General features: G+C 61.1%; 15 protein-coding genes and 1 pseudogene. 12 read left to right on the top strand and 4 right to left on the bottom strand.

Features of this window, described 5'->3' with window-relative positions; all coding sequences use genetic code 11:
• Window positions 1-40 precede the first annotated feature (40 nt).
• Together RDL77_RS09200 and RDL77_RS09195 are read left to right on the top strand one after the other, a co-directional pair.
• Window positions 41-1,405 carry a cytochrome ubiquinol oxidase subunit I gene (locus RDL77_RS09200; protein ID WP_288192600.1) on the top strand — a complete coding sequence of 455 codons (1,365 nt, stop codon included), beginning with the start codon at window positions 41-43 and terminating at the stop codon, window positions 1,403-1,405.
• Entirely contained in the window at window positions 1,402-2,406 is a 1,005-nt protein-coding gene (locus RDL77_RS09195; RefSeq protein WP_288192599.1) for a cytochrome d ubiquinol oxidase subunit II, read from the top strand. Before RDL77_RS09200 ends, RDL77_RS09195 begins: the two co-directional genes overlap by 4 nt.
• Here RDL77_RS09195 and RDL77_RS09190 read toward each other — a convergent pair.
• On the bottom strand, window positions 2,397-4,160 hold the full coding sequence (locus tag RDL77_RS09190; RefSeq protein WP_288192598.1) for a phospholipase D-like domain-containing protein: 1,764 nt from the start codon (window positions 4,158-4,160) through the stop codon (window positions 2,397-2,399). The genes RDL77_RS09195 and RDL77_RS09190 overlap by 10 nt on opposite strands.
• 126 nt (window positions 4,161-4,286) lie before the next feature.
• Here RDL77_RS09190 and lepA point away from each other — a divergent pair, with 126 nt between their 5' ends.
• Together lepA and RDL77_RS09180 are read left to right on the top strand one after the other, a co-directional pair.
• Complete coding sequence (gene lepA, locus RDL77_RS09185; protein ID WP_223612298.1) at window positions 4,287-6,095, top strand: translation elongation factor 4; 1,809 nt, start codon at window positions 4,287-4,289, stop codon at window positions 6,093-6,095.
• A 6-nt stretch (window positions 6,096-6,101) separates the two neighbouring features.
• On the top strand, window positions 6,102-6,293 hold the full coding sequence (locus RDL77_RS09180) for a hypothetical protein (protein ID WP_288192597.1): 192 nt from the start codon (window positions 6,102-6,104) through the stop codon (window positions 6,291-6,293).
• A gap of 8 nt (window positions 6,294-6,301) precedes the next feature.
• Here RDL77_RS09180 and RDL77_RS09175 read toward each other — a convergent pair whose 3' ends face one another.
• Window positions 6,302-6,700: a DUF1801 domain-containing protein gene (locus RDL77_RS09175; RefSeq protein WP_288192596.1), complete on the bottom strand. Its 399-nt coding sequence runs from the start codon at window positions 6,698-6,700 to the stop codon at window positions 6,302-6,304.
• 115 nt (window positions 6,701-6,815) lie between these two features.
• On the opposite strand from RDL77_RS09175, the gene RDL77_RS09170 reads away from it, so the two are divergent.
• On the top strand, window positions 6,816-6,980 hold the full coding sequence (locus RDL77_RS09170; RefSeq protein WP_223612295.1) for a hypothetical protein: 165 nt from the start codon (window positions 6,816-6,818) through the stop codon (window positions 6,978-6,980).
• A gap of 197 nt (window positions 6,981-7,177) precedes the next feature.
• Here RDL77_RS09170 and RDL77_RS09165 read toward each other — a convergent pair whose 3' ends face one another.
• Window positions 7,178-7,510, bottom strand: a complete 333-nt coding sequence (locus RDL77_RS09165) for a helix-turn-helix domain-containing protein (protein ID WP_223612294.1) — start codon at window positions 7,508-7,510, stop codon at window positions 7,178-7,180.
• Window positions 7,511-7,589: 79 nt separating this feature from the next.
• Between RDL77_RS09165 and RDL77_RS09160 the strand changes: the two genes are divergently transcribed.
• A complete protein-coding gene (locus RDL77_RS09160; protein ID WP_288192595.1) occupies window positions 7,590-7,874 on the top strand; it encodes a hypothetical protein in 285 nt (94 codons plus the stop codon).
• A 29-nt stretch (window positions 7,875-7,903) separates the two neighbouring features.
• Here RDL77_RS09160 and RDL77_RS09155 read toward each other — a convergent pair whose 3' ends face one another.
• Window positions 7,904-8,380: a hypothetical protein gene (locus tag RDL77_RS09155; protein WP_288192594.1), complete on the bottom strand. Its 477-nt coding sequence runs from the start codon at window positions 8,378-8,380 to the stop codon at window positions 7,904-7,906.
• 493 nt (window positions 8,381-8,873) lie between these two features.
• On the opposite strand from RDL77_RS09155, the pseudogene RDL77_RS09150 reads away from it, so the two are divergent.
• From RDL77_RS09150 to RDL77_RS09125, 6 genes and pseudogenes are all read left to right on the top strand, one after another.
• A pseudogene (locus RDL77_RS09150) lies at window positions 8,874-9,146 on the top strand (SelT/SelW/SelH family protein); the annotation flags it as partial.
• 104 nt (window positions 9,147-9,250) lie between these two features.
• The gene (locus tag RDL77_RS09145; RefSeq protein WP_223612291.1) at window positions 9,251-10,207 is read left to right on the top strand and encodes a sugar-binding transcriptional regulator; all 957 of its coding nucleotides are present in this window, start codon (window positions 9,251-9,253) and stop codon (window positions 10,205-10,207) included.
• A 134-nt stretch (window positions 10,208-10,341) separates the two neighbouring features.
• A complete protein-coding gene (locus tag RDL77_RS09140) occupies window positions 10,342-11,652 on the top strand; it encodes a sugar ABC transporter substrate-binding protein (RefSeq protein ID WP_223612290.1) in 1,311 nt (436 codons plus the stop codon).
• 101 nt (window positions 11,653-11,753) lie between these two features.
• On the top strand, window positions 11,754-12,626 hold the full coding sequence (locus RDL77_RS09135; RefSeq protein WP_223612289.1) for a carbohydrate ABC transporter permease: 873 nt from the start codon (window positions 11,754-11,756) through the stop codon (window positions 12,624-12,626).
• Window positions 12,627-12,630: 4 nt separating this feature from the next.
• Window positions 12,631-13,461 carry a carbohydrate ABC transporter permease gene (locus RDL77_RS09130; RefSeq protein WP_105738106.1) on the top strand — a complete coding sequence of 277 codons (831 nt, stop codon included), beginning with the start codon at window positions 12,631-12,633 and terminating at the stop codon, window positions 13,459-13,461.
• Between the two features lie 42 nt (window positions 13,462-13,503).
• Window positions 13,504-14,502 carry an ABC transporter ATP-binding protein gene (locus RDL77_RS09125; RefSeq protein WP_223612287.1) on the top strand — a complete coding sequence of 333 codons (999 nt, stop codon included), beginning with the start codon at window positions 13,504-13,506 and terminating at the stop codon, window positions 14,500-14,502.
• Window position 14,503: the final 1 nt, after the last annotated feature.

Genomic DNA, 14,503 nt, shown 5'->3' with positions numbered 1-14,503 from the left:
CCGTTCGGGTGACATATGTCCGCAGCGAAAGGACGCCGTCATGGATCCGTTCATTCTGTCGAGAATACAATTCGCTGCGAATATCTCGTTCCATATCCTGTTCCCGACGATCACCATCGCGCTCGGCTGGGTGCTGTTGTATTTCAAGCTGCGCTATCGCCGGTCCAGCGACGAAGGCTGGATGAAGGCCTACCATTTCTGGGTCAAGGTTTTCGCCCTGTCCTTCGCCTTCGGCGTGGTGTCGGGCGTGACCATGAGCTTCCAGTTCGGCACCAACTGGCCGGGCTACATGCAAACGGTCGGCAATATTGCCGGGCCGCTGCTGGCCTATGAAATTCTCACCGCGTTCTTTCTGGAAGCAGCCTTTCTCGGCATCATGCTGTTCGGATTCCGCCGCGTGTCCAATCGTATCCACACGCTGGCAACCCTGCTTGTCGCCTTCGGCACGACGGTGTCGGCGTTCTGGATCATTGCGCTGAATTCCTGGATGCAGACGCCCGATGGCTTCGAGATGCGCGGCGGCAAGGCCTTTGCCACCGATTGGGCCGCCATCATCTTCAACCCGTCCATGCCCTACCGGCTTGTGCACATGCTGCTGGCATCGGGGCTTACCATATCCTTTCTGATCTCAGGCCTGTCTGCCCTGCGCTGGCTACTGGGCGACCGCAGCGATGCCATGGGCAAAGCCCTGCGCACCGGCGTTTATCTCGCCGCGGTGCTCATCCCGGTGCAGATCGTCGCCGGCGGCCAGCATGGGCTGAACACGCTGGCGCATCAGCCGCAGAAGATCGCGGCGATCGAGGCCAACTGGCAAACCCGCTCCCATGTGCCGCTGCTGCTGTTTGCCGTGCCTGACGAGTCGACACGCGAAAACCGTTTCGAGGTCGCCGTGCCGGATGGTGCCAGCCTGATCCTGCGGCACGACGCTGCGGGTGCCGTACCCGGCCTCGACCAGTTCGCGGGTAATCACCCGCCGGTTCTGCCGCTGTTTTTCGCCTTCCGCATCATGGTCGGCACCGGCATCCTGATGCTGCTGGTGTCGTGGACAGCCGCGTGGATGCTGTGGCGGCGCGGCTCGCTCACGCGGCCGCTTGCGCTCGTGCTGGTGCCCATGGCGCTGTCCGGCTGGGTGGCAACGCTGGCCGGCTGGTACACGGCGGAAATCGGCCGCCAGCCCTGGCTGGTCAACGGCGTGCTCAAAGCGGCGGACGCGCTCGGGCCGGTGCCCGCCGGTACGGTCGCCGCGTCGCTTGCGGCCTATCTCATTGTCTATACCATGCTGCTGCTGGCCTATGTCGGCGTGATCCTGCGGCTCACGGTCAAGGCCGCCCGCGAGGGCGACCGGCAGCCGGAACCGGGCGTCGAAGACCAGCCCTTGGGCCAGCCGGTGCGGGGAAGCGGATGACCTTTGATCCCGCCATCCTTCTTCCCCTCGTTTTTGCCGGGCTGATGGGCCTGTCGATCCTGGTCTATGTCATCCTCGACGGCTTTGATCTCGGCGTCGGCATTCTTTTCGCCGCAACGGACGATGCGGAGCGCGACACCATGGTTGCCGCCATCGGCCCGTTCTGGGATGCCAATGAAACCTGGCTGGTCCTCGCCATCGGCCTGCTGCTGGTGGCCTTTCCCGCGGCGCATGGCATCGTGCTGCCGGCGCTGTATGTCCCCGTTACCGTCATGCTGATCAGCCTGATCCTGCGCGGTGTCGCCTTCGATTTTCGCGCCAAGGTTGATCTGCATGTGAAGCCGCGCTGGAATTTTGCCTTCGCCGTCGGCTCGATCACCGCTTCCCTGGCGCAGGGCTACATGCTCGGCGTCTATGTGCTGGGGCTTGACCAGTCAGCGGCCTGCATCCTGTTCGGCCTGCTGGTCGGTCTTTGCCTCACCGCGTCTTACGCCGCCATCGGCGCCGCATGGATCATCCACAAGACCGAGGGCGCCTTGCAGCACAAGGCCGTCCTCCTGATGCGCCGGTCTCTGGTCTTTGCCGCGCTCGGCATGGTTGCGATTTCCCTGGCGACGCCCTTGGCCAGCCCGCGCATTTTCGCCAAATGGTTTGTGCTGCCGCAGATGATCCTGCTCGCGCCGCTCCCACTGGTCACTGCCGCGCTCTTTGCCGCACTCTGGGCCGTGCTTGCCAGGCTGCCCGCTGCCAATGACCGCTATTCGGCGCTGCCGTTCATGCTGATGGCGGGTATTTTCACCCTCGGCTTTGCCGGGCTCGCCTATTCCTTCTATCCCTATGTGGTGCCGGAGCGGCTGACGATTTTCGCCGCCGCCAGCGCGCCGGAAAGCCTCGGCATCATCCTCGTCGGCGTCATCGTCGTGCTGCCCGCCATCGTCGGCTATTCCATCTTCGCCTACCGGGTGTTCGGCGGCAAGGCGCACGACCTGCGCTACGACTGACGCGAAAAGGTCAGCCGGTCGCGCTCGCGCTGGCTTCCCGCCACGTAGAACTTGTCGAACCACGCGGTGCTTTCGCCCGAGATCGCCTTGGGTTTCTTCAGGGTGATCTGTTTCGGCAGCGCGGCGATTTCCACTTGCATGCGGTTGCGGAAGTTCAGGTGGTCGAACATGCGCAGCGCCTCGATGGCAAAGGCCGTCGCCACCCGCTGATCCTCGATGATGACGAGATGATCGCCATTGCCGGTCTCGCCGGAGGGCGAAAAATTGCTCGATCCGGTGAACACCTTGGCCGTCGGCTTGTCGAAATCCACCACGGCGAACTTGTGGTGAATATTGATGCCGCTGCCACCGGACCATTCGCTCTTGAACGGCTCCGGCGCATTCTTGGCGAGATAAGCGAAATCGACGAGGCCGTTCTCGCCGCTTGGCTTCTGGATTTCCATCCCGCTTTTCTTGTCCACCACGCCATAGCTGAACAGCGGCTTCTTGATCAGACGGTCCAGCGCCTCGCGCACCGGGCCGGATTTGGTCTGGTTCATGAAGGCGAAGGAATAGAACACCGAGGATGTCGCCTGGTCGATGGCCCCGCCCACCGGCCGCAGCGATAGCTCCGATGTCTTGTGCGGCGAAAAACAGACATGCACCGCCGGGCGGCCTTCGCGTTTTACCGAATGCCAGACTTTCGAAAACGGGTCTTTCTGGAAATTGGCCATGTCGGTGAAGGCCAGCGTGAACATCTGCGCGAACAGGCCCGCCACCGCCTCGTCGTCGAAGATGAACAGGTTGTTGGCCTGGATGTAGAAGCCGCGGAACGAAAAATTCATCGAGCCGCCCAGCACCCGCACCGGCACGCCATTGCGTTTGGCGATCAGCACCTTGTTGTGCTGCAGCCCGCGAAAATGCCCGCGTTTGACACGGTCCGCCCCGGCGCTGGCAACAAGCCGCGCCGCCGCCTGGGTCTCCGCACTGTCCGGCGCGCCATGGCCGTTTTTCATCGCGCCGGTCTTCTTGTCCGCCACGCCGGAATCATCGACGATCACCCGCAGGCGGCTGCCGAGCTTTTCCAGCTGTGCCAGAAAGTCCGGCTCATTCAGGTCGTAGGCCAGCGCGTCGACCTCGATGGTCGGGTCCTTCACCGCCCAGTCGAGGAAGCCGAACAGCAGCCGGTGCGCCTCGAACCCCAGCCAGTCATAGATACCCGTCTTGGCGATTGCGGCTTTCTTGGCCGCAAAGGCGAGGCCGTCATCCGCATTGGCGGGGATGATGTCATTGGTCAGGTGCAGCCGCTTCTTCTTGTCCTCGAAAGCCTGCGACGAAGCAAAGTTGCGGGTAAAACCGATATCGAGAAAGCCGTCATAGGTGACGCTGTCATAGCGGATCGGCAGCTCGATCATGGTGCCGCGCACCAGCTTGCCGTCCTGCGGCATGTGCATCTTGGTGATGCGGTAGGTGTAGATGCCGTCCTGCGGCTCATAGGGAAAATGCACCCAGCGGAACATCTGCAGCGGCGCTTCGGTGGTGGGGAACTTGACCCCGCCGGTGACCGCGTTCTTGGCCGGTTCGCCGTAATCGAAGGCGATGCGGTTGCGCAGGTTGAGGAATGTGTCGCCCTTCGGCTCTTTGTACTCCACCGCGAAACCGACAAAATCATCCTCCGGCGCATCCACGTCGAAGCCCAGCAGGCACATATATTCGCCCCGCCAGAGTTTGACCCGGAAACCATCCGTCTCCTTGAAATTGAAGAATTCGTCCATCATCACATCCCCGGTGTGTGGCGCAGGGGCAAAATATAGCACAGACGATGCAATCTTGTGACGGTCCGGGCGGGCGGATTGCATTTCCCGCTTTGCGTTTTGCCTGTTCACTGCTAAATCGCGCGCATGAGCACTCCACTTGACCACATCCGTAATTTTTCCATCGTCGCCCATATCGACCATGGCAAATCCACCCTTGCCGACCGCCTGATCCAGCAGACAGGCGGGCTCGAGCTGCGCGACATGAAGGAACAGGTGCTCGACTCGATGGATATCGAGCGCGAGCGCGGCATCACCATCAAGGCGCAGACCGTCCGGCTGAACTACAAGGCCAACAACGGCGAGACCTATGTTCTCAACCTGATTGATACGCCCGGCCACGTCGACTTTGCCTATGAGGTGTCGCGGTCCCTGTCGGCCTGCGAAGGTTCGCTGCTCGTCGTCGACGCCTCGCAGGGCGTCGAGGCGCAGACCCTCGCCAATGTCTATCAGGCCATCGACAACAACCACGAGATCGTCGTGGTGCTGAACAAGGTCGATCTGCCGGCCGCCGAACCCGAACGCATCCGCGAACAGGTCGAGGAAGTCATCGGCATCGATGCCAGCCAGGCCGTGCTGATTTCCGCCAAGACCGGCCTCGGCATTCCCGATGTGCTGGAAGCCATCGTCAACCAGCTGCCGCCGCCGCGTGAAGGCGACCGCACCAAGCCGCTGAAGGCCATGCTGGTCGACAGCTGGTACGACAGCTATCTCGGCGTGATCGTTCTCGTGCGCATCATCGATGGCGTTTTGAAAAAGGGCCAGACCATCCGCATGATGGGCACAGGCGCCAAATATCCCGTCGAGCGCACCGGCGTGTTCACGCCGAAGATGCTGGCCGTGGACGAGCTTGGACCGGGCGAATTCGGCTTCATCACCGCCTCGATCAAGGAAGTCGCCGACACCCGCGTCGGCGATACCATCACCGAGGACAAGCGCCCGACCGATTCCATCCTGCCCGGTTTCAAGCCGGCGCAGCCGGTGGTTTTCTGTGGTCTCTTCCCGGTCGATGCCGCCGACTTCGAGGATCTGCGCGCCGCCATGGGCCGCCTGCGCCTCAACGACGCCTCGTTCTCCTTTGAAATGGAAAGCTCCGCCGCATTGGGCTTCGGTTTCCGCTGCGGTTTCCTCGGGCTCTTGCATCTCGAAATCATCCAGGAACGGCTGGAGCGTGAGTTCAATCTTGACCTCATCGCCACCGCCCCGAGCGTTGTCTACAAGCTCAACATGACCGACGGCACGCAGAAGGAGTTGCACAACCCCGCTGACATGCCCGAGGTGATGAAGATCGCCACCATCGAGGAGCCATGGATCCGTGCGACGATCCTCACCCCCGATGATTATCTCGGCTCCATCCTGAAACTCTGCCAGGACCGCCGCGGCATCCAGATCGATCTCAACTATGTCGGCAAGCGCGCCATGGTCACCTATGACCTGCCGCTCAACGAAGTCGTGTTCGATTTCTACGACCGGCTGAAGTCGATCAGCCAAGGCTATGCCTCCTTCGACTATCACCTCTCGGATTACCGCGAGGGCAATCTGGTCAAGATGTCGGTGCTGGTCAACGGCGAGCCGGTCGATGCGCTGTCGATGATGGTGCACCGCGCCGCCGCGGAAAAGCGCGGCCGCGACCTCTGCGAAAAGCTGAAGGACCTCATCCCCAAGCACATGTTCAAGATACCGATCCAGGCGGCCATCGGCGGCACGGTGATCGCGCGTGAAACCATCTCGGCCCTGCGCAAGGACGTGACGGCAAAATGCTATGGTGGCGACGTCTCGCGCAAGCGCAAGCTTCTGGAAAAGCAGAAGGAAGGCAAGAAGCGCATGCGGCAGTTCGGCAAGGTCGAAATCCCGCAGGAAGCCTTCATCCAGGCGCTGAAGATGAGCGATAACTGAGGCTTGATGCAAGCCGGTTTTCCCCGCGCCCTGGCGCGGATGCTCGCCTTTGCTGGCATTCTGGCCTGCGCGACCGCCTGTACCACAACGCGGTCGCCCGTTCCATCAGCGCCTGTCCTGCAGGAGGAAAAGCTGGAACCGCTGCCACCGGAGATCAAGCCGCTGACAGTGGAACAGGCCGAACAGGTGGGGCGCTGATCGCCTGATTATTTTCGCAGCTTGCTGGTGTTCAGCGCGATGGCAGCGCGGATGAGCGCCTTGAAGGCATCCTCGTTGATGACATCGCCCTCGTGCAGGTCGATGGCGCGCCGGGCATTGCCCTCAAGGCTGGAGTTGAACAGCTTTGCCGGATCGGCGAGCGCCGCACCCTTGAGAAAGGTCAGTTTCACCGCGCTCTTGTAGGTCTCGCCTGTGCAGATGATGCCGGCATGTTCCCAGACCGGCACCCCGCGCCACTTCACCTCTTCCACCACTTCGGGGTCGGCCTGTTTGATGAGCGCCCGCACATGCGCCAGCATCGGGCCGCGCCAGTCGCTGAGTTCTTTGATCCGCGCATCGATCAGCGCGGCGGGGTTTTCGGTCCCGGTTGTTGCCGTCTTGTCCATCGTCTTGGCGTTTCCCTTTATGTCGACATACCACCCATGCGCATATTGCACTGCACAATCCGGGCGTGTGGATTTATCCTTGGGGTAACACTACATCGACACGGGTTACACACCAATGAGCTTCATCTTCGATTTCACCGCGCGCGGACGCCGCCGCAAGGACCAGGATTTCCGCAACGCCATGGCCCTCCTCAACGCCATGAGCCCGGCCGACCGCGCCGATATCGGCATCAAGCAGGCGGATTTCACCCGCATCGCCCGGGAAATGTCCCGCCGTTGATTTTGTATGCGGCGGGAGCTGTGTTTTCCGCTCCTTAAAAATGGCATCTCTATCGTGCGTGGTTCGACACGCTCACCATGAGGGAGGGTGAGGGTTGCAGGGAGTCTGTCCTGCAACGTTGCCGATTGGCATTGCAACCAAACCACATCCCTCATGGTGAGCTTGTCGAACCACGCACCGCCAACACTGCAATGGCCTCAGCCCCCGCCCGCATGGCGCTTGCTCGCCAGTGCCTCGACCATGATCGCCACGGTTTCCAGATCATCCGGTGACAGCACCCCGATGGCCGCGCGGATGCGCTGCTGCGCAATCGGCTCGGCATCGGTCTCGTCGCCGAACGACAGCAATCTGTCCGGCGTCGTCTGCAGCACTTTTGCAATACGCACGACTGTCGCAAGGTCAGGTTCACGCCTGCCGGTGACGTAATTGCTGTACCGCTTCTCACTTAAGCCAGCGCGCCGCGCCACATCCGCCTGATGTATGCCAAGCTCTTTGGTTCGCAGGCGTAGATTCGATGCAAATGATTCCATGAGAACAATTTGTTCTGGCAAAAACCACAGGTCGATCTACAATGTGACGATTTGATATCGTCTGTATGTGGATAATGCCATGTATTTTTCCAATTGTTTTGAATGGGTCATTTTCATCATCTGCCTTTCCCCGATCTGGGGCACGCTGCTTTTCCATGCATGGGAAGCATCGATCAAGCCGCGGCTGGTTCCGAGGGATGAAATCAGGGAGATGGCGGATGCACTTGTTGCCAGGCATGGCGCGTTTGCCGGGTATCAGGCCTGGATCGAGGAGGACTATGCGTGGCGGCGCGGCGACATGGTGCGGCAGGGCGTCTGGCGCCGTGTGCGGCGGGAGTTGCGGCGGCGGGGCAGAGGGGGGTGAGGACACGATGCAATCTCAGCACAGCAGCATCACACCCGGGTGAACCGCATCATCCAGTTGGTTTCCCAGGTTTCGCCGCCATCGCGGGAAAACGCCTGTTCCCAGCATGGGGTGTGCTGGCAGGGTTCCCAGAGAAACCGCACGCGCACCGGCCTGCCCTCGTCGGTGTCATCGCCGTAGAACAGGCCTTCATCCTGGTCGAACCGGCCGATAACAGGCGCAAACAGGCGGTTGCTCCGGCTGTCCGCCCAGTGCAGCGACCATGAACCGTCGCGCGGGGTGAACAGGCGCAGCGTGATCCCGGCAAAGCCCTTGGCCGGAATGTCCATCTCTTCCAGATTGGCCGTGTCCTGCAGCAGCTTGCGCACGCGCGACGTGGCGGGAAATTCATCCCAGTCGTCGCAACCGGCAAAACGCTGTTTCAGCCGCAGATTGCGGATCGTCCAGTCGCCGATGAGAAAATCGAAATCCGCCGCGCTGCCGGTCGTCTGTTCCCTGCCGTCCATGATGCCCTCCCTCGCGCCTGTCTTCCGGGCGCGCGGTATAGCGCAGGGCTGCTGACAACCTTCTGTCAGGAGCAACCGTTGCCACGCCCGCTTTTGCGTCTGGCTGTTGAAAGAGGAGAATGACGGGCGGTCCTCGGAACGCGGGTCTAGGGGTAGTCCGTATGCGATGCTTGCGATCCAAGGACCACCCGCCCCGGCGTTTTCAAGTTTTTGCTCAATGTTCCACCACCGAGCCAAACCTCCCCAGCCGCACAGGTTTTCCTCCCTGCAGGGCCGAAGCGCCGATCCTCTCCCGACTTTCGAAAGTTTCCGGAAGCATTCCCGCCGGAAAGGACACGAGAAGGATAAGCGCGGATGGGACGTGTTGGATAAGTTTCAGCCCAATTATTTTTCACCCCCCTCTGGGCTGCCGGACAGAGGGGGGTGAAACCTATCCAACAGCATCCCAACACAAGAGCTTACATCCCGATGCGGAAATGCTAAGAAGCTCGGCATGACAACGAAACCGCGCATCACCATCCTTTACTGCACCCAATGCAGCTGGCTCCTCCGCTCCGCCTGGATGGCGCAGGAACTGCTGTCCAGCTTTGGCGCCGATCTCGGCGAGGTGGCCTTGATCCCCGGCACCGGCGGCGTATTCGAAATCCGCGTCGAGGGCGATCTGATCTGGGAGCGCAAGCGCGATGGCGGTTTCCCCGAAGCCAAGGTGCTCAAGCAGAAGGTGCGCGACATCGTCTGGCCCGAGCGCGATCTCGGCCATTCCGACGGGCACAAGGCCGCTATCGCCGGCGAGGCGCTTAAGGGCGGGGCAGACAATGGGGTCCCCGCCAGCAACGAGCGGAGCGAGGCGCTTAAGGGCGGGGCAGACAGTTGAGTAAGCCAGAGATTACCACATCAAGGCTGGACGATGCGGCGCGGGCCGGCTGGCTCTATTACGTCGCCGGCAACACACAGGATGAGATTGCCGCCAAGCTCGGTATTTCGCGCCAGTCGGCGCAGCGCATGGTGTCGCTGGCCGTGTCGGAAGGGCTGGTCAAGGTGCGCCTCGACCATCCCATCGCCCACTGTCTTGACCTCGCCGCGCAGCTGAAAAAGCGCTTCGACCTCAAGATGGTGGAAGTGGTGCCGACCGATCCGGGCTCGACCTCGACCACGCTCGGCGTGGCCGATGCGGCGGCGGATGAAATGACCCGCTGGCTGAAATCCGAGGCGCCGATCGTCCTCGGCATCGGCACGGGACGCACGCTGAAGGCCGCCATCGAACGGCTGTCACCCATTGAGTGTCCCCAACATAAGGTTGTATCGCTTACCGGCAATATTTCGCCGGATGGTTCAGCCGCGTATTACAACGTCATTTTCAATATCGCCGACAAGATCAAGGCGCGCTCCTTCCCGATGCCGCTGCCTGTTATCGCCTCCTCGCCGGAGGAGCGCGAGCTGCTGCACGCGCAGGCGATGATCCGTCCGGTGCTGGAATTGTCGGCGCAGGCCAATGTCGCCTTTCTCGGCATCGGCGACCTTGAGGATGACGCACCGCTCTTCGTCGACGGCTTCATTTCGCGCGATGAACTCCTGGCTTTGCGCCGGGCCGGCGCGGTGTGCGAGATCGTCGGGCGGGCGTTCGACCGTAATGGCGTGCCCATCGAGGGCCTCACCAATGACCGCGTGGCCAGTGCGCATATTCCTTCGCGCGAGACGGCGACGGTGATCGCCATCGCCATGGGCGCCAAGAAGCTTCCCGGTATTGTCGCCGCGATTAAAGGCAGTCTTATCAATGGCTTGATCACGGACGAGCAGACCGCCGAAGCACTCCTCCGTCCCGCCTGATTTTCACCGTTTTGCTGGAAGCGAAGGTTTGATGCTGCAGCGCAGCATCGATTGCCTCTTGACTTGTTTCGGGATTGTGTGAGTATTTGCCCATAAGACAAGCAATTGCTCATAACATTCACGGGAGGAATGAGATGTTAACGAGAACGCTTCTGCTCGGCGCTGCGTCAGTTCTGGCCATGGCGAGTTTCGCCAATGCCGAAACGCTGACCATTGCCACGGTCAACAATGGCGACATGGTTCGCATGCAGAAATTGACCGACGACTTCACCAAGAAAAATCCCGACATCAAGCTGGAATGGGTCACGCTCGAAGAAAACGTGCTGCGCCAGCGTGTCACCACCGATATCGCCACCAAGGGCGGCCAGTACGACATCATGACCATCGGCACCTATGAAGTGCCGATCTGGGCCAAGCAGGGCTGGCTCCTGCCGCTCGACGGCCTTGCCAAGGATTACAGCAAGGACGATCTCCTGCCGGCGATCCGCGATGCGGTTTCGGTTGACGGCAAGCTCTACGCCTCGCCGTTCTACGGCGAAAGCGCGATGGTCATGTACCGCAAGGACTTGGCTGAAAAGGCCGGTGTGACCATTCCGGAAAAGCCGACCTGGGACCAGATCGCCGAAGCGGCGAAGAAGATGACCGACAAGTCCACCGAGACCTACGGCATCTGCCTGCGCGGCAAGGCCGGCTGGGGCGAGAACATGGCGCTGCTGACGGCCACCGCCAATTCGTTCGGCGCGCGCTGGTTCGATGAAAAGTGGCATCCGCAGTTCGACCAGCCGGAATGGAAGCATGCGCTGAAGTTCTATGTCGACCTGATGAAGGAAGCCGGACCTCCCGGCGCATCCTCCAACGGCTTCAATGAAAACCTCGCGCTGTTCCAGACCGGCAAGTGCGGCATCTGGATCGATGCGACGGTGGCCGCGTCCTTCGTGACCAACCCGAAGGAATCCAAGGTTGCCGACAAGGTGGGCTATGCGCTCTTCCCGACCGGCGGCGTTGAAAACCACGGCAACTGGCTGTGGGCCTGGAACCTCGGCGTTCCCGCCGGCACCAAGAAGGCGGAAGCCGCGCAGAAGTTCATCTCCTGGGCGACCGACAAGGCCTATACGGAACTCGTTGCATCCAAGGAAGGCTGGGCCAACGTTCCTCCGGGCACGCGCACCTCGCTCTATGCCAATGCCGAGTATCAGAAGGCCGCGCCTTTCGCCAAGATCACGCTCGATGCGATGACCGCCGCGAACACCAGCAAGCCGACCATCAAGCCGGTGCCCTATACGGGCGGCCAGTTCGTCGCCATCCCTGAATTCCAGGGCATCGGCACCGCCGTGGGCCAGCAGTTCTCCGCTGCGCTCGCCGGTTCGATGAGTGTCGACCAGGCCCTGCAGGGTGCCCAGGCGCTGACCACCCGCGAGATGACAAAGGGCGGCTACATCAAGTAGAATCCTCCTGGCTCCGGACGGCTTCCGACGCGAATGTCGGATGCCGCCCGGGCCTCCTTTTGCATTATCGTTTTTGATAATTATCGTATCGGAACCTGACCATGGCTACGCTTCAGACACGTGCAACGGCCCGTATCATGATGTCGCCCGCCGTCATCCTGCTCTTCGTGTGGATGATCGTGCCGCTTGTCATGACGCTGTACTTCTCGTTCCTGCGCTACAACTTGCTGATGCCGGGGACCGAGGAATATATCGGCTTTCTCAACTACCAGTATTTTCTGACCGATCCCGCCTTCTTCACCGCGCTTGCCAATACACTCATTCTGGTGGGCGGGACGCTGCTCATCACCGTCATCGGCGGCATTCTTCTGGCGCTGGTGCTGGATCAGCCGTTCTTCGGCCAGGGCATCGTGCGGCTCTTGGTCATCGCGCCGTTCTTCGTCATGCCGACGGTATCGGCGCTGGTGTGGAAGAACATGCTGATGCATCCGGTCAACGGCCTGTTCGCCTGGATTGCCCGCCTGTTCGGCTTCCAGCCGATCGACTGGTTCGCGCAGATGCCGCTGTTTTCGATCATCCTCATCGTCGCCTGGCAATGGCTGCCCTTCGCCACGCTCATTCTCCTCACCGCCCTGCAATCGCTGGACGGCGAGCAGAAGGAAGCCGCCGAAATGGACGGCGCCGGGGCGATCTCGCGCTTCATCTATCTGGTGCTGCCGCATCTGTCGCGGGCGATCACCGTGGTCATCCTGATCCAGACGATCTTCCTGCTCAGCGTCTTCGCCGAAATTCTGGTGACGACCAATGGCGGGCCGGGCATCCAGACGACCAACATCACCTATCTCATCTACATGCAGGCATTGCTGCAGTTCGACGTGGGCGGCGCATCCGCCGGCGGTATCGTCGCGGTGGTCCTTGCCAATATCGTCGCCTTCTTCCTCATTCGCCTCATCGGCAAAAATTTAGAGAGGTAGGATCATGGCCCGCGCAACCACGACACGCAGCAAAGTCATCTTCACCGTCATCGGCTGGACCATCGGTTTCCTGATCTTCTTTCCGATCCTGTGGACGTTCCTCACCAGTTTCAAATCGGAGGGAGCCGCGGTGGCAACGCCGCCGCAGTTCCTGTTCTTTGACTGGACGCTGGAAAACTACCGCGAGGTGCAGAGCCGCTCCGATTACTTCAAGCATTTCACCAATTCCGTGGTGATTTCGGTGGGCTCCACTCTGATCGGCCTGGCGCTCGCCATTCCCGCCGCCTGGGCCATGGCCTTCTCGCCGACCAAGCGCACCAAGGACATCCTGATGTGGATGCTGTCCACCAAGATGATGCCGGCGGTCGGCGTACTGGTGCCGCTTTATCTGATCTTCCGCGACTGGGGCCTGCTCGACACGCGTCTCGGCCTTGTCGCCGTCCTGACCATGATCAACCTGCCGATCATCGTCTGGATGCTCTACACCTATTTCAAGGAAATCCCCGGCGAGATTCTCGAAGCGGCGCGCATGGATGGCGCGTCGCTGATGAAGGAGATCGTCTATGTGCTGACGCCCATGGCGGTTCCCGGTATCGCGTCGACCATGCTGCTCAACATCATCCTGGCATGGAACGAGGCCTTCTGGACACTGAACCTGACCGCCGCCAACGCCGCGCCGCTCACCGCCTTTATCGCATCCTACTCAAGTCCCGAGGGTTTGTTCTGGGCCAAACTCTCCGCCGCATCCACCATGGCCATTGCCCCCATCCTGATCATGGGCTGGTTCTCGCAAAAGCAGCTGGTGCGCGGCCTGACCTTCGGCGCAGTGAAATAGGTTTCAGCCTTTGGCGCAGCCAAAAGAGATGGGAAGAATATTATGGGAAGCATTACACTCGAAAAAGTATCCAAGTCATTTGGAACCACCTCGGTCATTCCGCACATCGATCTTGAAATCAATGATGGCGAGTTCGTCGTGTTTGTCGGCCCGTCCGGCTGCGGCAAGTCCACGCTGTTGCGCATGATCGCCGGTCTCGAGGACCTGAGCGGCGGGCGCATCATCATCGACGGCAAGGACATGTCGAGCGAGGCGCCGGCCAAGCGCGGCCTGTCCATGGTCTTCCAGTCCTATGCGCTCTACCCGCATATGACCGTCTACGGCAACATCGCCTTTCCCCTGAAAATGGACGGACAGGAAAAATCCGTGATCGACAAGAAGGTCAAGGATGCCGCGCATATCCTCAACCTTACCAATTATCTCGAACGCCGTCCGGGCCAGCTTTCCGGCGGCCAGCGCCAGCGTGTTGCCATCGGCCGGGCGATCGTGCGCCAGCCGAAGGCGTTCCTCTTCGACGAACCGCTGTCCAACCTGGATGCGGCGCTGCGCGGCAATATGCGGCTGGAGATCAGCGACCTGCACCACCAGCTGAAGACGACGATGATCTACGTCACCCACGATCAGGTGGAGGCCATGACCATGGCCGACAAGATCGTCGTGCTGAATGCCGGGCGCATCGAGCAGGTGGGGTCGCCCATGGAACTCTACCGCAGCCCGAAGAACGTGTTTGTCGCCGGGTTCATCGGCTCGCCGCGCATGAACCTCATTGAAGGCGCGGAAGCCGCCAAGCACAATGCGACGACCCTGGGCGTGCGCCCGGAACATATCCGCATTTCCGCAACGGAAGGTGCCTGGACGGGCAAGGTTGGCGTCACCGAACATCTCGGTTCCGACACCTTCATCCATACCCAGATCGATGGCATCGGTCAGGTGACCGTGCGCACCGACGGTGACTTTGACACGAAACACGGCCAGCCGATTTTCCTCACGCCGGATCCGGCGCGGCTGCATCGATTTGGCGCGGACGGACAGGTGATTTGAC

The sequence above is a fragment of the uncultured Phyllobacterium sp. genome (assembly GCF_902479695.1).
GTDB lineage: Bacteria > Pseudomonadota > Alphaproteobacteria > Rhizobiales > Rhizobiaceae > Phyllobacterium > Phyllobacterium calauticae.
The sequence above is the reverse complement of the archived record's forward strand: the minus strand, read 5'-3'. Positions and strand labels throughout refer to the sequence as shown.